The organism is Geodermatophilus sp. SYSU D00691, from assembly GCF_054050275.1.
In genome coordinates this window covers 1-16,942 of record NZ_JBJGYZ010000063.1, presented here as the reverse complement: position 1 = coordinate 16,942, position 16,942 = coordinate 1, and the positions used below count along the sequence as shown (strand labels likewise).

Annotated in this window: 17 protein-coding genes; 10 read left to right on the top strand and 7 right to left on the bottom strand. The window is 75.4% G+C overall.

Features of this window, described 5'->3' with window-relative positions; translation table 11 throughout:
* On the bottom strand, nucleotides 1-1,038 hold a 1,038-nt coding region (locus tag ACI797_RS27135; RefSeq protein ID WP_456863732.1), incomplete at its 3' end, for a glycerate kinase.
* 36 nt (nucleotides 1,039-1,074) lie between these two features.
* On the opposite strand from ACI797_RS27135, the gene ACI797_RS27130 reads away from it, so the two are divergent.
* Nucleotides 1,075-1,458 carry a PaaI family thioesterase gene (locus ACI797_RS27130; protein WP_456863729.1) on the top strand — a complete coding sequence of 128 codons (384 nt, stop codon included), beginning with the start codon at nucleotides 1,075-1,077 and terminating at the stop codon, nucleotides 1,456-1,458.
* Nucleotides 1,459-1,467: 9 nt separating this feature from the next.
* On the opposite strand, the gene ACI797_RS27125 is transcribed toward ACI797_RS27130, so the two are convergent.
* Complete coding sequence (locus tag ACI797_RS27125; RefSeq protein ID WP_456538728.1) at nucleotides 1,468-1,611, bottom strand: hypothetical protein; 144 nt, start codon at nucleotides 1,609-1,611, stop codon at nucleotides 1,468-1,470.
* Nucleotides 1,612-1,765: 154 nt separating this feature from the next.
* Between ACI797_RS27125 and ACI797_RS27120 the strand changes: the two genes are divergently transcribed.
* The 3 genes from ACI797_RS27120 to mftD all read left to right on the top strand — a co-directional run bounded on the left by ACI797_RS27120 (nucleotide 1,766) and on the right by mftD (nucleotide 5,610).
* On the top strand, nucleotides 1,766-3,265 hold the full coding sequence (locus ACI797_RS27120) for a class I adenylate-forming enzyme family protein (RefSeq protein ID WP_456863726.1): 1,500 nt from the start codon (nucleotides 1,766-1,768) through the stop codon (nucleotides 3,263-3,265).
* Between the two features lie 28 nt (nucleotides 3,266-3,293).
* Nucleotides 3,294-4,274, top strand: a complete 981-nt coding sequence (locus tag ACI797_RS27115; protein ID WP_456863723.1) for a phosphotriesterase family protein — start codon at nucleotides 3,294-3,296, stop codon at nucleotides 4,272-4,274.
* 106 nt (nucleotides 4,275-4,380) lie between these two features.
* Nucleotides 4,381-5,610, top strand: a complete 1,230-nt coding sequence (gene mftD / locus ACI797_RS27110; RefSeq protein WP_456863720.1) for a pre-mycofactocin synthase MftD — start codon at nucleotides 4,381-4,383, stop codon at nucleotides 5,608-5,610.
* A 73-nt stretch (nucleotides 5,611-5,683) separates the two neighbouring features.
* On the opposite strand, the gene ACI797_RS27105 is transcribed toward mftD, so the two are convergent.
* Nucleotides 5,684-6,853, bottom strand: a complete 1,170-nt coding sequence (locus ACI797_RS27105) for an acyl-CoA dehydrogenase family protein (protein ID WP_456863717.1) — start codon at nucleotides 6,851-6,853, stop codon at nucleotides 5,684-5,686.
* A gap of 2 nt (nucleotides 6,854-6,855) precedes the next feature.
* Here ACI797_RS27105 and ACI797_RS27100 point away from each other — a divergent pair, with 2 nt between their 5' ends.
* Both ACI797_RS27100 and ACI797_RS27095 read left to right on the top strand, forming a co-directional pair.
* Nucleotides 6,856-7,767, top strand: a complete 912-nt coding sequence (locus ACI797_RS27100) for a hypothetical protein (RefSeq protein WP_456863714.1) — start codon at nucleotides 6,856-6,858, stop codon at nucleotides 7,765-7,767.
* A gap of 69 nt (nucleotides 7,768-7,836) precedes the next feature.
* Nucleotides 7,837-8,118 (top strand): DUF427 domain-containing protein, encoded by a 282-nt coding sequence (locus ACI797_RS27095; RefSeq protein ID WP_456863711.1) that lies wholly within the window; start codon nucleotides 7,837-7,839, stop codon nucleotides 8,116-8,118.
* A gap of 55 nt (nucleotides 8,119-8,173) precedes the next feature.
* Here the strand turns inward: ACI797_RS27095 and ACI797_RS27090 are convergent, their stop codons facing one another.
* The 3 genes from ACI797_RS27090 to ACI797_RS27080 form a co-directional block, all read right to left on the bottom strand.
* Nucleotides 8,174-8,581: a hypothetical protein gene (locus tag ACI797_RS27090; protein ID WP_456538735.1), complete on the bottom strand. Its 408-nt coding sequence runs from the start codon at nucleotides 8,579-8,581 to the stop codon at nucleotides 8,174-8,176.
* A gap of 116 nt (nucleotides 8,582-8,697) precedes the next feature.
* Complete coding sequence (locus ACI797_RS27085; protein WP_456863708.1) at nucleotides 8,698-9,672, bottom strand: ferritin-like domain-containing protein; 975 nt, start codon at nucleotides 9,670-9,672, stop codon at nucleotides 8,698-8,700.
* Nucleotides 9,673-9,772: 100 nt separating this feature from the next.
* A complete protein-coding gene (locus ACI797_RS27080) occupies nucleotides 9,773-10,534 on the bottom strand; it encodes a TetR/AcrR family transcriptional regulator (RefSeq protein ID WP_456863705.1) in 762 nt (253 codons plus the stop codon).
* Between the two features lie 103 nt (nucleotides 10,535-10,637).
* On the opposite strand from ACI797_RS27080, the gene ACI797_RS27075 reads away from it, so the two are divergent.
* Entirely contained in the window at nucleotides 10,638-12,809 is a 2,172-nt protein-coding gene (locus ACI797_RS27075) for an MMPL family transporter (protein WP_456863702.1), read from the top strand.
* Nucleotides 12,810-12,813: 4 nt separating this feature from the next.
* Here the strand turns inward: ACI797_RS27075 and ACI797_RS27070 are convergent, their stop codons facing one another.
* Nucleotides 12,814-12,969 (bottom strand): hypothetical protein, encoded by a 156-nt coding sequence (locus tag ACI797_RS27070; RefSeq protein ID WP_456538739.1) that lies wholly within the window; start codon nucleotides 12,967-12,969, stop codon nucleotides 12,814-12,816.
* Between the two features lie 143 nt (nucleotides 12,970-13,112).
* Between ACI797_RS27070 and ACI797_RS27065 the strand changes: the two genes are divergently transcribed.
* From ACI797_RS27065 to ACI797_RS27055, 3 genes are read left to right on the top strand one after another with little or no spacing between them, the layout of a single operon-like run.
* Nucleotides 13,113-14,321 (top strand): hypothetical protein, encoded by a 1,209-nt coding sequence (locus ACI797_RS27065; protein ID WP_456863699.1) that lies wholly within the window; start codon nucleotides 13,113-13,115, stop codon nucleotides 14,319-14,321.
* A gap of 33 nt (nucleotides 14,322-14,354) precedes the next feature.
* Entirely contained in the window at nucleotides 14,355-15,641 is a 1,287-nt protein-coding gene (locus ACI797_RS27060) for a hypothetical protein (RefSeq protein ID WP_456863696.1), read from the top strand.
* Nucleotides 15,638-16,909 (top strand): hypothetical protein, encoded by a 1,272-nt coding sequence (locus tag ACI797_RS27055; RefSeq protein WP_456863693.1) that lies wholly within the window; start codon nucleotides 15,638-15,640, stop codon nucleotides 16,907-16,909. The genes ACI797_RS27060 and ACI797_RS27055 overlap by 4 nt, the downstream gene beginning before the upstream one ends.
* Nucleotides 16,910-16,942: the final 33 nt, after the last annotated feature.

Below are 16,942 nucleotides of genomic sequence, written 5' to 3'. Positions count from 1 at the left end.
GGCGGCGCGGGGGGGGGGGGGCCCCCCGGGGGGGGGGGCGGGCGGCCCCCCCCCCCCCCCCCGCCGCTCGGCGGGCACGGTGCAGTCGCCGCACACCGCGACCACGGGCACCCCGGGCGGCACCCGGCGGGCGACGCCGACCGGCGCCTTGCCGCCCAGGCTCTGCTCGTCCAGCCGCCCCTCCCCCACCACGACCAGCGCGGCACCGGCCAGCACGCGGTCGGCCCCGATCTCGTCGAGGACGACGTCGATGCCCGGCCGGGGCCGCGCGCCGAGCACCGCCAGCGCGGCGAACCCGGTGCCGCCGGCCGCGCCCGCCCCCGCCGCCGGAGCGAGGTCGCGGCCGATGGCCGCGGCCACGGCCTCCGCCCAGCGGGCCAGCCCGGCCTCGAGGACGGCGACGTCGTCGGCGTCGGCGCCCTTCTGCGGGCCGAACACCGCCGCCGCACCGCGCGGGCCCAGCAGCGGGTTGTCGACGTCGGAGGCCAGGGTGACGGTGCACTCCGCCAGCCGCGGGTCCAGGCCGGAGAGGTCGAGCCGGGCCAGGTCGCGCAGGGCGGCTCCCCCGGGCGGTAGCGGCCGGCCCCCGGCGTCGAGCAGCCGGGCGCCGAGCGCCTCCAGCAGGCCGGCGCCGCCGTCGGTGGTGGCGCTGCCGCCGACGCCGAGCACCAGCGTGCGGCAGCCGGAGTCGAGCGCGGCGCGCAGCAGCTCGCCGGTGCCGCGGGTGGTGGCGGTGCGCGGGCGGGGTCGCGCGAGCAGGTGCAGCCCCGAGGCCTCCGCCAGCTCGACCACCGCGCGGTCCCCGGCGACGGCGAACGCCGCCTCGACCGGCTCACCGTCCGGGCCGGTCACCGAGCGCACCACGCGGGTGGCGCCGGCGCTGACGACGGCGTCCACCGTCCCCTCGCCGCCGTCGGCCACGGGCAGCGCGACCCCCTCGACGCCGGCACGGGCCAGCCCGCGCACGACCGCGGCGCAGGCCTCGACCGCGGTCAGCGAGCCGCGGAACTTGTCGAGGGCGACGACGACGGGTGCCATGCGGTCATCCTGCCGGTTCGCGGGTAGGTGGCCGGGATGAGCGACGACGCAGCGACCGGCGGGTTCGCCGCCTCCCTCGGGGCCCGCGCCGAGCAGGCCGAGGACGGGCGGGCGACGGTCCGGTTCGAGGCCACCGACGAGCACCTGAACCCGGCCGGCACCGTGCACGGCGGCGTCCTGGCCACGCTGGTGGACACCGCGATGGGGCTCGCCGTGCGCACCGCGACCGGCGACGGCGACGTCCCGGCGACCAGCCAGCTGACGGTCACCTACCTGCGGCCGGGGAAGCCGGGGCCGCTGACCGTGACCGCGCAGGTGCGCACCCGCGGGGAGCACCTGACCGTCTGCGACGCCGACGTGGAGCAGGAAGGCCGCGAGATCGTGCACGCCGTCGCGACCTTCGCGCTCCTGCACGGCTGACCGCGGCGGTCAGCGGTTCAGGGTGCTGACCAGGTAGATGAACAGCATCACCAGCAGGATCGCGACGACGAACGCCACCGGGATGATCCACCGGGCGCGGCGCCGGCCGGTCTCGCTCGACTGCCGGCCGGCGTCGGAGGGATCGGAGGTCATGGGAAGCGGCTCCTGGGCTGTACCGGTCCGGCTGGGCTCGCGCGGACGCGGAGGACATGCCCAGGAACGTCCCGTCCAGTCGCGGTGGACACCGGACCCGGCCACCGACAGACTCGCCGCGTCCCGGACGACGACGTCCCGCAGGAGGCCCGGCATGCCGTACCCGTTCGACCGCAGCGGCACCGAGGTCGGCCCGGACGGGATCCGGCGCTACACCGGCCTCCCGCAGAACCCGCTCTCCCTGCTGCGGGCCGCGGTCGACGCGCACCCCGACGCCGAGGCGCTGGTCGAACTGGGCGGCGAGCGGGTCACCTACCGGCAGCTGTGGGACCGCGCGACCCGGGTGGCCGGCGGTCTGCGCGCCGCCGGGGTGCAGCCGGGAGACCGGGTCGCCAACCGGCTCGGCAACGGCAACGACTGGGTGTTCGCGTTCTGGGGGACGCTGCTCGCCGGCGCCGTCGTCGTCCCGGTGAACACCCGGTTCGCCGAGCCCGAGGTGCGCTACGTCGTGGAGGACTCCGGCGCCGCCTACGTCGTGGAGCCCGGCGCCGCCCTGCCCGACGGCGAGCCGCTCGCGGTCACCGACCAGGGCCACACCGACCTGGCCGGGATCTTCTACACGAGCGGGACGACCGGCTTCCCCAAGGGGGCGCTGACCACCCACGAGAACTTCCTGTCCAACGTCGAGACCTGCCTGCGCTGCCTCTCGCTGGGCCGGGACGAGCCGCTGACCACGCTGATCTCGGTGCCGCTGTTCCACGTCACCGGCTGCAACTCCCAGCTGCTGGTCGTCACCGCGGTGGCCGGGCGGTCGGTGATCATGCCGGTCTTCGAGGTGTCCGCGTTCCTGCGGGCGATCCAGGACGAGCGGGTCGACGTCCTCACCACCGTGCCGGCCATCTACTGGCTGGCCCTGCAGCAGCCCGGGTTCGCCGAGATCGACACCTCCGCGGTGCGGGCGCTGAGCTACGGCGGCGCGCCGATCGCGCCCGACCTGGTGCACCGGATCAAGGAGGCCTTCCCCACCGCCCGGGTCGGCAACGGCTTCGGGCTGACCGAGACCTCGTCGGTGTCGACCTACCTGCCCGACGAGTACGCCGCCGAGCACGCCGACTCCGTCGGCTTCCCGGCGCCCGTGGTCGACCTCCGGCTGGCCGACCCCGACCCGCGGACGGGCGTCGGCGAGCTGCTGATCCGCGGGCCGAACGTGGTCGCCGGCTACTGGCAGAAGGAGCAGCAGACCCGCGAGACCTTCGTCGACGGGTGGCTGCACAGCGGTGACCTGGCCCGGATCGACGACGAGGGCCTCGTGTACGTCGTCGACCGGAAGAAGGACATGATCAACCGCGGCGGCGAGAACGTGTACTCGGTCGAGGTGGAGAACGCGCTCGCCGCGCACCCCGCCGTCGGCGAGATCGCGGTGGTCGGCGTCCGCGACCCGATGATGGGCGAGAAGGTCGGCGCCGTCGTCGTCCCCCTGCCCGGCGCCGACCTGGACCCGGCGGAGCTGCTGGCCTTCGCCGCCGAGCGGCTGGCCGACTTCAAGGTCCCCCAGTACGTCGCCGTGCGCCGCGAGCCGCTGCCCCGCAACCCCGCGGGCAAGGTGCTCAAACCGGCGCTGCGCGAGCAGACCGACTGGCAGCCGGTCGGCTGACCACGCACCCACCGCAGGAGGAGCAGCGTTGCCCACCGTCGAGACCGTCCGTGGCCCCGTCGACACCGCCGAGCTCGGCGCCACGCTCATGCACGAGCACGTCTTCGTGCTGTCCACCGAGCACGTGCAGAACTACGGCGCCGGCGACTGGTGGGACGAGGAGGAACGGGTCGCCGACGCGGTGCAGAAGCTGGACGAGCTGAAGGCGCTCGGCATCGACACCATCGTCGACCCGACGGTGTGGGGGCTCGGCCGCTACATCCCCCGGGTGCAGCGCGTGGCCGAGCAGACCGACATCAACATCATCGTGGCCACCGGGCTCTACACCTACGACGAGATCCCGCACCAGTACGAGCACCGCGGCCCGGGTCTGCTGCTCGACCTGCCCCGCGACCCCATGGTCGACGACTTCGTCGGCGACATCCGCGACGGCATCGCCGAGACCGGCGTCAAGGCCGCCTTCCTCAAGTGCGTGGTCGAGGCCAAGGGCCTCACCCCCGGGGTCGAGCGGAACGTGCGCGCCTGCGCGGCGGCCCACCGCGAGACCGGTGCCCCGATCACCGTGCACACCTCGTCGCACACCGCGGCCGGCCGCCTCGCGCTGCAGGTCTTCCGCGACGAGGGCGTCGACCTGACCAAGGTGGTCATCGGCCACGCCGGCGACAGCAACGACCTGGACTACCTGTCCGAGCTCGCCGACGCCGGCTGCCTGCTCGGCATGGACCGCTTCGGGCTGGACATCTACAACCCCACGGCGGACCGCGTCGACACGATCGCCACCCTCGCCGGCCGTGGCTACGCCGACCGGATGGTGCTCGCCCACGACGCGAGCTGCTTCATCGACTACTTCCCGGGCAAGGACGCCCGGGCGGCGTTGCAGCAGATCGCCCCGAACTGGAACTACACGCACATCAGCAAGGACGTGCTGCCGATGCTCCGCGAGCGCGGGGTGACCGAGGCGCAGATCACGCAGATGCTGGTCGAGAACCCGCGGCGCTACTTCGGGTGAGCGCGTGGCACCCGGTGCCACCGGCTACGGTGGCACCGAGTGCCACGCCGTGACGGCCGGCACACCAGCACGCGGGGCGCGGCCCCCGGGAGGAACGGAGCGGTCGATGGCGAACGCCTGGTTCGAGACGGTGGCCGAGGCGCAGCGGCGGGCCAGGCGCCGGCTGCCCAAGGGCGTCTACGGCGCGCTGGTCGCCGGGTCGGAGAAGGGCCTGACCGCGGCGGACAACCTCGCCGCGTTCGACGAGATCGGGTTCGCCCCGCACACCGCCGGCCTGGCCAACGCCAAGCGGATGGCCACGACGGTGATGGGCCAGGAGATCTCCCTGCCGGTGCTGATCAGCCCCACCGGCGTGCAGGCCGTGCACCCCGACGGCGAGGTCGCCGTCGCCCGCGCCGCCGCCGCCCGCGGCACCGCCATGGGGCTGTCGTCGATGGCCAGCAAGCCCATGGAGGAGGTCATCGCGGCCAACCCGAAGACCTTCTTCCAGCTGTACTGGATCGGCACCCGCGAGGAGATGGCCGCCCGCGTCGACCGCGCCCGCCGGGCCGGCGCCGCCGGGCTGATCGCCACCCTGGACTGGTCGTTCTCCTACGGGCGCGACTGGGGCAGCCCGTTCATCCCCGAGAAGATCGACCTCGAGGCGGTCCGCCGCTACGCGCCGCAGGTCGCGCTCAAGCCGCGCTGGCTGCTCGACTTCGCCCGCACGATGAAGCTGCCCGACCTGACCGTGCCGAACATGGTCGCCGACCCGGGCGACCCGGCGCCGACGTTCTTCGGCGCCTACGGGCAGTGGATGCAGTCCCCGATGCCCACCTGGGACGACGTCGCCTGGCTGCGGGAGCAGTGGGACGAGCCGTTCATGCTCAAGGGCGTCATGCGCGTGGACGACGCCAAGCGGGCGGTCGACGCCGGCGTCACCGCGATCTCGGTGTCCAACCACGGCGGCAACAACCTCGACGGCACCCCGGCCTCGATCCGGGCGCTGCCGGCGATCGCCGAGGCCGTCGGCGACTCGGTGGAGGTGCTGCTCGACGGCGGCATCCGCCGCGGCGCCGACGTCGCCAAGGCCCTGGCGCTGGGGGCCAGGGCGGTGATGATCGGCCGCGCCTACCTGTGGGGGCTGGCCGCCAACGGGCAGGCGGGCGTGGAGAACGTGCTCGACCTGCTGCGCGACGGCCTGGGCGCGGCGATGGTCGGCCTCGGCCGCGACTCGGCCGACCAGCTCTCCCGCGACGACCTCGTGCTGCCCCCGGGCTTCGAGCGCCGGCTCGGTGCCGACGGGCCCGACGCGCCGGTCGACGTCCGCGCCGTGCCGGGGACCCGCTCGGCCTGACGCCGTCCGGGTCGACCCGGTCCGCCGCCCCTGGAGCCGCGGCGCGGCCCGGTTCCAGGGGCGCCCGCGCGGCTCAACCCGGCCCGCCGCCCGCGCGGGCGACCAGCTGGCGGACGATGACGGTGCGCTGGATCTCGTTGGTGCCCTCGCCGACGATCATCAGCGGCGCGTCGCGGAAGTAGCGCTCGACGTCGTACTCGGTGGAGTAGCCGTAGCCGCCGTGCACCCGGACGGCGTCGAGCGCGATCCGCATCGCCGTCTCGGAGGCGAACAGCTTCGCCATGCCGGCCTCCATGTCGACCCGGCGGCCGGCGTCGAACTCGCGCGCGGCGTGCAGCGTGAGCTGGCGGGCGGCCTCCAGGCCGGTGGCCATGTCGGCGAGGTGGTTGCCGACCGCCTGGTGCTGCCAGATCGGCTTGCCGAAGGACTCCCGCTCGCGGGCGTAGGCGAGCGCGTCCTCGAACGCGGCGCGCCCGACGCCGAGCGCACGGGCCGCGACCTGCAGCCGCCCGGTCTCCAGGCCCTTCATCATCTGGGCGAACCCGTGGCCGGGGACGCCGCCGAGCACGCTGCCCGGTGCGGCCCGGTAGCCGTCGAAGCGCACCTCGCAGCTCTCCACGCCCTTGTAGCCGAGCTTGGGCAGGTCGCGGCTGACCTCCATGCCGGGGCCCGGTTCGACGAGGAGCACGGAGATCCCGCGCGACCGCGGCCGGGCGGCAGGATCGGTGACGCAGAGCAGCGCGGTGAGCCCGGCCCGGCGGGCGTTGCTGATCCAGGTCTTGGCGCCGTCGACGACGTAGCCGCCGTCGGTCGCGCGGGCCGTGGTGGTGATCGCCTGCAGGTCCGAGCCGCCCTGCGGCTCGGTGAGCGCCATCGTGGCGCGCACCTCGCCGGTGGCCAGCCGGGGCAGCCAGGCCTGCTTCTGCTCGTCGGTGCCGAACAGCGTCAGCAGCGTGCAGACGACGGAGTGCCCGCCCATCGCGCCGGCCAGGCTCATCCACCCGCGGGCGAGCTCCTCGGTCACCAGGACGAAGCACTGCATGCTCACCTGGGTGCCGCCGTGCTCCTCGGGCACCAGCAGCCCGTAGATGCCCAGCGCCTTCATCGTGCCGATCAGCGCCTCCGGGTAGGTGTCGGCGTGCTCGAGCTCCCGCGCGACCGGCCGCACCTCCCGGTCCACGAAGGCCGCGACGGTGCGCACGATCTCCCGCTCGTCGTCGCCGAGCGCGTCCAGGGACCCCATCGGTGCTCCTCCTCGTCGGTGCCGTCACGATCATCGAAGCCCACGACGACGGGAGGCGGCGCATGGACCTCGCCGAGGTGGCGCGCACGTGGCGGCCGGAGCCGACCGAGGACGAGCAGGTGCTCGACCCCGCGGTGGGCGCCGCGGTCGCCGGCACCTGGGACCAGCCCGCGCCCGGCGACCTGGTGCCGCCGCTGTGGCACTGGTTCCACTTCCTCGAGTGGACCGCGCAGTGGCGGGTCGGCGCCGACGGGCACGTCGCCGACGGCACCTACCTGCCCCCGCTGGCCGACCGGCGCCGCATGGTCGCCGGCGGCGCGGTGCGGCAGGCGTCGCCGCTGCGCTACGGCGAGCCGACGGTGCGGCACCGGCAGCTGCTGGCCGCGACGCCGAAGCGCGGCCGCTCGGGCGACCTGCTGTTCGTCACGGTGCGCAGCGAGCTGCGGCAGGGCGGCCGGCTCTGCGTCGTCGAGGACGCCGACGTCGTCTACCGCAGCGGGCCGGGCTCCGCCGACGCCCGGGGCACGGTCCTGGCCACCGCCGAGCCCGACGTGGACGGCGACGTGCTGCCGCTGCGCACCGACCCGCCGCTGCTGTTCCGCATGAGCGCGCTCACCGGCAACCAGCACCGCATCCACTACGACGCGCCCTACGCGGTCGAGGTCGAGCACTACGCGGGCCTCGTCGTCCACGGGCCGCTGCTGGTGCTGCACATGGCCGAGCTGCTGCGCCGCTCCCCCGCCGGGCCGCCGTCCTCGCTCGAGTACCGCCTGCGGGCGCCCGCCTTCGCCGGGGAACCGCTGGCCGCGGTGGCCGAGCCCGGGGCGGACGGCGCCACGCAGCTGCGGGTCGCCAGCGCCCGCGAGCCGGCGCACGCGACCGCGACCGCACGCTGGGAGGTGCAGCCGCTGTAGCGAGTGGGTGCAGCGGCTGCACCGACGACCTGCGGGAATAGCGGGTGACGCAGGGCACTTGTCGGGGACATGGCCACTGCGACCTGGAACGGCACCGTCATCGCCGAGTCCGACGACATCGTCACCGTCGAGGGCAACGCCTACTTCCCGCGCGAGTCGGTGCGCGAGGACGTCCTGCGCCCCTCCGAGACGCACTCCGTCTGCCCGTGGAAGGGCACCGCCTCGTACTTCAGCCTCGAGGTCGACGGACGGGTGAACCGCGACGCGGCCTGGTACTACCCGCAGCCCAAGGACGCCGCGAAGGAGATCACCGGCCGCGTCGCCTTCTGGAAGGGCGTCCAGGTCTCCTGATCACTCCCGCTTTCGGCGCCGAAAGCGGTTCTGCTTTCGGCGCCGAAAGCGGTGATCATGCCGGGCGGGTGCCGGCGAGCTCGCGGGCGGCCGCGGCGTCGTCGGCGTCGAGCTCGTTCGCGGTCAGCTCCTGGAAGGTGTCCCACGCCTCCGCCGGGCCGACGCCGAGCGCCCCGGCGATCTGCTCCCAGTCCGCGCCGCCCCGCAGCGCCGCCCGCATCCCGGTCAGCCGGCTGTCGTGCGCCTTGCGGCTGACCACCTCGCCGAGGGCGAGCAGCTCCAGCGACTCGTGGACGTCGAGCGAGGTCTCCGCGTGCGCGATCGAGCTCCAGTCGTCCTCGTCCACCTGCGCGACGGAGTTGAGCAGCGGGCCGCCGGTGTCGCGGCGGCTGAGGAAGTCCAGGCGGGTCGCGGCGGTGGTCAGGGAGAACTCGTGCTCGAGGGCCTCGGGCGTGATGTGCATGGGCTCCACCCTCCCCTGCCGCCCCGGCTCGCCGCACCCCGGTCCCGGCAGTTCAGCAACGCGAGAGGGCCCGCACCCCGGACGGGGTGCGGGCCCTCGAGCACGCGCGGACGGCGTCAGCTGTCGACGCCGACCGCCTCCTTGGCCAGCGCGGCCAGGCGCGTCTGCGCGACGTCGGCGATCTGCGGGCGGTTCTTGTGCGCCTCCTCGTACCGGATGACGACCTGGAGGTCGTGGGCCGTGGAGAGCTCCCGGATCGCGGTGATGGCGTCGTCGTTGGACAGCTCGTCGAAGCCCTTGATCGGCAGTTCCGAGGCCGAGACGTCGCCGAGCTCCTCGCGGACGGCGTGCACCGCCTCCGCCTGCTCCGGCCGGTCCTCGCGGCGGGCGATCCGCTCGGCCCGGCGCAGCGAGGCCGAGCGCCCGGCGGCGAGGGACTCCCGGACGGCGGAGGTCAGCTGGCCGGCGCGGCCGGCGACCTCGCCCAGGCGCGCCTCGGCCTGCCGGCGGCCCTGGGTCAGGCTGTCGAGGGTCTCGTTGACCTGGTTGGCCACGAAGCGGTACGGCGTGACCGCGGCGTGCGCGACGCTGCCCGCGACCCGCTGGAACGGCGTCGGCTGCAGGGCGGCCGGACCACCGAGCGCCTCCTCGGCCAGCACCACGGTCAGCCACTCGACGGTGGCCTCGTGCGCGGCGACCAGGCGCTCCGCGAGCTGCTCGACCGCCGGCAGCCCGGCCTGCTGGGCCAGCACCTTGAGGTACGTGGCGCGGTCGAGCAGCTGGTGCTCGAGCTGCAGGTCCTGCAGCAGCGCCTCCTCGAGCGGCTCGGCCTGCTCGAACGTCGCCTTGAGCACCGCGGTCAGGCGGCCGACGGCGGGCGTCACGACGTCCGGCACGCCGCCGAGGGCGCGCAGCTGCTCGGTGATGGCCTGCGTGCGCTCCGCGGCGTGGTCGGCGTTCTGCGTCAGCTCGCGGCGGACGGCGTCGGTGCGCGCCTGGGCCACGCGGGTGCGGGCGATCTGCTCCTCGGTCTGCGTCAGCAGCACGAGCGCGCGCAGCTGGTTGATGATCTTGTTGTTCTCGGTCGTCACGGGGAACTCCAGACCGCTGGGGGAAGACCTTGCTCCCGGGTTCTGCCCCGCCCCGTGCGGGCGCTAACTCTTGCAAGCGGATTGCTAGCAGTGAGCCGCCTCACGCCCGCCGGAGTGTGGCGTACGCGTCGGCGATCCCGAGCATCTCGGCCACCCCGTGCATCTCCGACTCGAAGAAGGCCTCCGCGTCGTCCAGGGCGAACTTGAGGTGGCCGAAGATCTCCATGGCGACCAGCCCGTAGAGGCGGACCCAGCAGGTCAGGAAGATCCGCACCACGCCGAGGGGCAGCTCCACCGGGAACTCGCACATCCAGAGCCGCAGCTGCTCGGCGAGCGCCGGGGGGATCTCGTCGTCGGCGGGCACGGGGAACGGCCGGGCGAGGTACACCTGCGCGACCAGCGTGGCGAACACGGTGCCGAAGCGCTGCGCCGCGGCGTGCGCGGGGCTGTCGGGGTCGGCGTGCAGCTTGTCGCCGTCCGGCACCACGCCGTCGCCGGCCGCGCCGAACAGCAGGCCGAACTCCTGCTGGTGGCCGATGGCCCACCGGCGGAACGCGCGGGCGCAGGCGAGCAGCTGGACCGGCGCGGTGGCGGGGTCGGCCGCGTCGCGGGCCGCCTCCAGCTCGGCGACGAGCTCCTCGTAGAGGTCGGCGACGACGTGCTCGACGAGGTCCTCGCGGCTGGCGAAGTACCGGTAGAGCGCGGGCGCTGTCATGCCCATCTCGCGGGCGATCGCCCGCAGCGCGAACCCCTCGCCGCCGTGCTCGACGAGCACGCGCCGGGCGGTCTGCCGGATCTCGCGGAGCGTGTCGGCGCGGAGTCGGTCGCGCCGGCTCAGCGGCTCCGCCGGGACATCTGTCATGACTCCTGCTCACCCTGTTGACAGCTGTAAACGGTGTATGCAGAGTTAGCGCCGTTCGCTAACACCGTTCACCAACGTGATCGACACTAACACGGGAGACGTGATGTTCGAGGCACTCGGGCGAGTGATGTACCGGTGGCGGCGGTGGGTCGTGGCGGTCGCGCTCGCCCTCGTCGCGTTCGCCGGGGTGTGGGGCACCGGTGTCTTCGGCTCCCTGACCGGCGCCGGCTTCGAGGACCCCGACAGCGAGAGCTCCCGGGCCGCCGAGGTGGCCGCCGCCGAGCTCGGCCGCGACGCCGCCGACGTCGTCGTCCTGTACTCCAGCGACGACCTGACCGTCGACGACCCGGCCTTCCGCGACGCGGTGACCTCGACGCTGGCCGCCCTGCCCGTCGCCGAGGTCGAGCGGGTCACCACCTGGTTCGACACCCAGGCGCCGCCCCTGGTCAGCGACGACCGGCACGCCACCTACGCCGTCCTCACGCTGACCGACGACGCCGACGTGGCCGAGGTGCGCGACGAGCTCGACGCCCCCGGCCTGACCACCCGGGTGGGGGGGAACGCGGTGGTGCAGGAGGACATCAACGAGCGGGTCAGCGCCGACATCGCGCGGGCCGAGTCGATCTCGATGCCGGTCCTGCTGGTGCTGCTCGTCGTCATCTTCGGCAGCCTCGCCGCGGCCAGCCTCCCGCTGGCCATCGGCGGCGCGGCGATCCTCGGCTCGTTCGCGGCGCTGCGCGCCTTCACGAGCTTCACCGACGTCTCGGTGTTCGCGGTCAACGTCGTCACGATCATGGGGCTGGGCCTGGCCATCGACTACGGCCTGTTCATGGTCAGCCGGTTCCGCGAGGAGATCCGCCGCCAGCCGACCACCGAGGAGGCGCTGGCCCGCACGATGGCCACCGCCGGGCGCACGGTCGCGGTCTCGGCGCTCACCGTCGCCATCTCGCTGGCCGGGCTGCTGATCTTCCCGCAGGTGTTCCTGCGCTCGATGGGCTTCGGCGGCATGAGCGCGGTGCTCATCGCGATGCTGGCGGCCCTGACCCTGCTGCCGGCGCTGCTCGGCATGCTCGGCCCCAAGGTCGACGCGCTCTCGGTGCGCCGGCTGTTCCGCCGCGGCCGTCCCGCGCCGGTGGTCGCCGAGGAGCACGGCGCCTGGTACCGGATCGCCCGCGCGGTGATGCGCCGGCCGCTGGCCATCACCGTCGCCGTCACCGCGGTGCTGATCGGGCTCGCCCTGCCGTTCCTGAACGTCCAGTTCGGCGGCATCGACGAGCGCGTCCTGCCGGCCGGCACGGAGAGCCGCGTGGTCGCCGAGGCGATCGAGCGCGACTTCCCGCAGGCCGCCGACGGCCCGATCGAGATCGTCGTCGGCCTGCCCGAGGCCGTCGACTCGCCCGCCGGCGGGCAGGCGCTGCAGGCCTACGTCGACGACGTCGCCGCCGTCCCGGGGGTGGACGGCGCCACCGTGACCGCCGCCGCCGGCGACACCGCGCGCGTCGCGGTCGCCTACGACGGCGACCCGGTGGACGCCGACGCGCGGGCGCTGGTCGGCGAGATCCGCGACGTGCCGGCACCCGAGGGCGGGACGGCGCTGGTGGGCGGGGAGAGCGCGGTGCTCACCGACCTGCTCGACAGCCTCGGCTCGCTGCTGCCGTGGATGGCGCTGCTGGTCGTGGCGACCACGTTCGTGCTGCTCTTCCTGGCCTTCGGCTCGGTCGTGCTGCCGCTCAAGGCCGTGGTCATGAACGTGCTGTCCCTGGGCGCCTCCTTCGGCGCGCTGGTCTGGATCTTCCAGGACGGCCACCTGTCCGGGCTGCTCGACTTCGAGCCCACCGGGTTCCTCGAGGCGACCCAGCCGATCCTCGTGCTGGCGATCGTCTTCGGGCTCTCGATGGACTACGAGGTGTTCCTGATGTCGCGGATCCGCGAGCAGTACGACCTGACCGGCGACAACACCAAGGCGGTCGCCACCGGGCTGCAGCGGACCGGCGGCATCATCACCAGCGCGGCGCTGCTGCTGATCGTGGTGATCGCGGCGTTCTCGCTGTCGGGGATCACCTTCATCAAGATGATCGGGGTCGCGATGCTCATCGCGATCGTGGTGGACGCGACGATCGTCCGGACGCTGCTGGTGCCGGCGACGATGCGGCTACTCGGCGACGCCAACTGGTGGGCCCCCGGCCCGCTGCGCCGGCTCTACTCCCGCTACGGCATCCGGGAGTCCGACGAGCCGGCGCCGCGGCCCGAGCGCAGGGAGCCGGCGCTGGTCTGACCGCCTACCGGAGCCGCTCGAGCGCGGGTTCTGCGCTCGAGCGGCTCCGCTGCAGCCGCAGCAGGGCGGTCGGCGGGAGCCGGCGGCCGCAGCCGACGCAGAAGCGGCTGCGCGCGTCGACGGCGGGCTGTACGTGGGCGTTGCAGTGCGAGCACGACATGCGGGCCTCCTCGGTCCGTGTCCCCCGTCGCGGGGTCCCGGGACCCTGTCAGACCGGCCGCCGGGGCACCGTCAGGCGCCCCGCGAGGACGTCGGAGGAGTTACGGGAGCGTGACCCGGGTCACCTGGTGCGACCCTCGGAGCATGACCGGGCACCGGCGCCTGGCGACGGCGAGCGCCGCCGCGCTGCTCGCGCTGTGCGGCTGCACGGTCGGCGACCCGCCGGTGGCCGTCCCCTCACCGGCGGCACCGGTCACGACCCGCCCGCCGCAGCCCCCGGCCGAGGGCGGGCCCCGGCTCGTCGTCCGCGCCGCCGTCGACCTCTCCCCCGGCACCGGCGGGCCGTCGGCGCTGGCCGCCACGGGCGCCGTGGCCACCGCCGACGGCGGCGCGCACGTCGTCCTCGCCCCGGCCGGCGGGGAGGGCCCGCTCGCCCTGGTCACCGTCGACGGCGCCGGTGCGGTGGTCCGGTCGGTGCCGGTGCCGCCGCTGGCGCAGGTGTTCGGGGTGCACCTGCTGGCCGGCGGGGAGGTGCTGGTCAGCGGGCAGTTGCCGCGACCGGGCCGGGAGTACGGGTTCGTCGCCGTCGACCCGGTCAGCGGGGCGGCGCGCACCGTCGTCGCCGTCCCGTACGAGGACGGGACCGTGTTCTCCTTCGGCCGCTCGGCCCTGTCCGCCGACGGGTCCACGCTGTTCCTGTTCGTCGCCCTCGCCGTCGAGGCCCGCACCCTCGACCTGCTGGTGGCGGTCGACCCCCGCAGCGGCGCGTTCCTCGGTGGCCGCGACCTGTTCGAGGAGGTCCGGGAGATCTCCGGGTTCCCGGTCGCCACCCACTCCGGCGGGCTGCTGCCGCGCCCGGACGGCGGCGTGACCCTGGTGTTCGACTCCTGGGTGCCCACCGCGGTGCCCGACGGGCCGGTGCCCGGCCTGCTCTCCTACGACGCCGCGCTCGAGCCGCTCGGCGATCCTCGCCGGCTCGACGTCGGCGGCGAGGGCGGCGACGTGCAGGCGGCGGCCGCCGGTCCCGACGGCATGCTGTACCTGACCGTGCAGCCGCGCAGCGGCAACCTGCTCGTCGCCGTGCGGGGCTCCAGAACCCAGGTCGTGGGGATCGGCGGGCACGCGTTCGACGACTCGCTGGCCGTCGACCCGGCCGGCCGGCTGGCGGTGCTGCCCGGGCCGGCGGGTGCCCGCGGCATCGACCTGGCCACCGGCGCGGCCGGGGTGCTCGACGTGGGGTGCGCCGCCGTGGAGCCGGTCGCGCGCGTGGTGCCCGGCGCGGGCCCGACGCTGGCGCTGCTGCTCGGCCGCTGCGCCGCGGGCCGCCCCGCGCTCTGGCTGGTCGGGACCTGAGCCGTGTTCACCCGGCGGTGCTAGACCTTGTGCGTGACCGCACGACGGGGTGCTCTGGTCGCGCTCGCCGGCGTCGGCCTGGCCGCGCTGACCGGCTGCCCCGCGCCCGTCGAGCGTGCGGCCCCCGAGCCGGGACCGACGGCCGGCGGCCCTTCACCGCGGCCGGCGCTGGAGACCGAGGCCACCACCGACCTGCCCGCCTACGGCGGCCCGCCGGCCGGGGTGGCGAGCGCCGGCCCGCTCACCACGCTGCGGGCGGCGGTCGACCTCACCCCGGCCACCGCCACCGTCTTCGCCGAGCCCGAGGACGCGGCCGCGACGGCCGACGGGCGGGTCCTGGTGCTGCTGCGGCCGGCCGACCTGTCGGGCCCCCGGCTGGCCACGGTCGCGCCGGTGGACGGGGGCTGGGCGGTCACCGGAGCGGTCCGGCTGGCGCAGTTCACCCGGGTCACCGAGCTGCACGTGCTGCCCGACGGCCGTGCTGCGGTGGTGGGCGAGGTGGCGCCGGTCGCCGACGGCCGCGGCGGGTACGGGGTGGCCGTGGTGGACCCCGCGACCGGGCAGGGCCGGTCGACCGTCGTCGTCCCGGCCGACGACGACGTCCCGTCCTTCGCCCGCTCGGCGCTGTCGGCCGACGGCGGCAGGCTGTTCGTCTACACCACCCCGTCGGGCCGCGAGGGCTTCCCCGACCAGCTGGTCGCGGTCGACCTCGGCTCCGGCGAGGTGTCCGCCCGGCACGCGCTGACCGACGAGGTGGCGCAGGTGTCGGTCGCCCCCGCCGCGTTCGAGGTCGTCGGCCTGGTCGCGCGCCCGGGCGGCGGGGTCACGCTGGTGTTCGACGCCTCGCCGGACGCGAGCCGGCTGGAGCGCATCCCGACCCTGCTGCCCTTCGACGCCGGCCTGGCGCCGGACGGTCCGCCGGTGCGCCTGACGCACCTCGACGAGGGGGCCGAGACGCAGGCGGTGACCGCCGGCGCCGACGGCACGGTCTTCGTGGTGGTGGAGGTCCGCGACGACGTCTGGGTGCTGGCGGTGCCCGACGGCGGCGGCGCCGGCCCGGTGCTCGCCGTGCTGCCCGACCGCACCCACGACTACGCGCTGGTGGTCGAGCCGGCGCAGGAGTGGGCGCTGCTGCCCGCGCTCGAGGGCGCCCGCGCCGTCGACCTGCGCACCGGGGAGGTGCGCGGGCCGCTCGACGTCGGCTGCGCCGCCGGCGTGCACGTGCGCGACCTGGTGGCGGCCCCGACGGGCGCGGTGCTGATCGGCGAGTGCGGTCCCCCCGGCCAGCGGACGGCGATGCTCTGGCTGGCCGGGCCGTGACCCGGGCGTGGCCGCCGGGGACGGCGGCGGCCGCGCTGGTGACCGCGCTCCTGGCCGGCTGCACCGTCGGCACCGAGCGGACGCCCGAGCCGACGCCGTCCCCGCTGACCTCGACGCAGGCGCTGCCGGCCCGGCCGACCGACGCCACGACCGACCTGCCCGGGTACGCCGGCCCACCGACCGACGCGCCGCCGAGCGCCGGGCCGCTGACCACGGTGCGCGCCGCGGTCGACCTCTCCCCCGCCGCGCCGGGGCCGTTCTGGAAGGCCGAGGCCGCGGTCGCCCGCGCCGACGGCGGCGCGTACGTCGTGCTCACCGAGGAGTCGGAGGAGGAGCAGCGGCTGGTGACGGTCGCGCCGTCCGGGGAGGGGCTCGCCGTCGGTCCCGCGGTGCCGTTCCCGCGGGTCGCCAACGTCGTCGCGCTGCACGTGCTGCCGGACGGCGCGGTGGCGGTGGCGGGGCGGCTGCCGTCGTCCGACGTCGGCTACCAGGTGGTCGACCCGGTGACCGGAGCGGTGCGCACCTGGCCGCTGCTGGTCGGGGCCGGGCTGGAGGCCGACGCCCGCTCGGCCCTGTCGCCCGACGGGCGGGTGCTGCACCTGGTCGTCACGGCCGGGGACGACGCCGGCACCCGCGAGACGCTGTTCGCCGTCGACGCCGCCAGCGGCCGGGTGCTCGCCGAGCGCGACGTCACCGGTGACGTCGGGGCGGTGTCGGCGTTCGGGGTCGGCCGGCAGCTGGCGGCGTTGGTCGCCCGGCCGGGCGGGGGCGCGACGCTGGTCTTCGACGCCTCGCCGACCGACGTCCCGGAGCGGCGCATCCCGACCCTGCTGGCCTACGACGCCGGCCTCGTGCCGGCCGGGGAGCCGGTGCGGGTGACCAGCCTGGCCGAGGGCGCCGAGACGCAGGCGGTGGCGGCGACGCCCGACGGGACGGTGTTCCTCACCGTCGACGTGCAGGACGGCGCCTGGGTGCTGGCGGTGCCGGACGGCGGCGGCGCCGGGCCGGTGCTGGTGCAGCTGCCCGACCGCGTCTTCGACTACACGATGACGGTGGAGGCGGCGCAGGTGTGGGCGCTGCTGCCGGACCCGGTGGGCGCCCGCGCGGTCGACCTGCGCACCGGTGAGGAGCGGGGCCCGCTGGACGTCGGCTGCGCCGGCGGGCCGGACGTGCGGGCGATCGTGCCGGCGGCGCAGGGGGCGCTGCTGGTCGGGCAGTGCAACCTGCGCAGCACCTGGGTGCAGATGCTCTGGCTGGCCACCCCCTGACCCGCTTTCCGCGCCGAAAGCGGTTCCGCTTTC

What these genes read in the sequence shown, in the direction of transcription:
- ACI797_RS27130 (WP_456863729.1), top strand. Translation starts at nt 1,075, where the DNA reads ATGAGCGACGACGCAGCGACCGGCGGGTTCGCCGCCTCCCTCGGGGCC.
- ACI797_RS27125 (WP_456538728.1), bottom strand. Translation starts at nt 1,611, where the DNA reads ATGACCTCCGATCCCTCCGACGCCGGCCGGCAGTCGAGCGAGACCGGC.
- ACI797_RS27120 (WP_456863726.1), top strand. Translation starts at nt 1,766, where the DNA reads ATGCCGTACCCGTTCGACCGCAGCGGCACCGAGGTCGGCCCGGACGGG.
- mftD (WP_456863720.1), top strand. Translation starts at nt 4,381, where the DNA reads ATGGCGAACGCCTGGTTCGAGACGGTGGCCGAGGCGCAGCGGCGGGCC.
- ACI797_RS27105 (WP_456863717.1), bottom strand. Translation starts at nt 6,853, where the DNA reads ATGGGGTCCCTGGACGCGCTCGGCGACGACGAGCGGGAGATCGTGCGC.
- ACI797_RS27095 (WP_456863711.1), top strand. Translation starts at nt 7,837, where the DNA reads ATGGCCACTGCGACCTGGAACGGCACCGTCATCGCCGAGTCCGACGAC.
- ACI797_RS27090 (WP_456538735.1), bottom strand. Translation starts at nt 8,581, where the DNA reads ATGCACATCACGCCCGAGGCCCTCGAGCACGAGTTCTCCCTGACCACC.
- ACI797_RS27080 (WP_456863705.1), bottom strand. Translation starts at nt 10,534, where the DNA reads ATGACAGATGTCCCGGCGGAGCCGCTGAGCCGGCGCGACCGACTCCGC.
- ACI797_RS27075 (WP_456863702.1), top strand. Translation starts at nt 10,638, where the DNA reads ATGTTCGAGGCACTCGGGCGAGTGATGTACCGGTGGCGGCGGTGGGTC.
- ACI797_RS27070 (WP_456538739.1), bottom strand. Translation starts at nt 12,969, where the DNA reads ATGTCGTGCTCGCACTGCAACGCCCACGTACAGCCCGCCGTCGACGCG.
- ACI797_RS27065 (WP_456863699.1), top strand. Translation starts at nt 13,113, where the DNA reads ATGACCGGGCACCGGCGCCTGGCGACGGCGAGCGCCGCCGCGCTGCTC.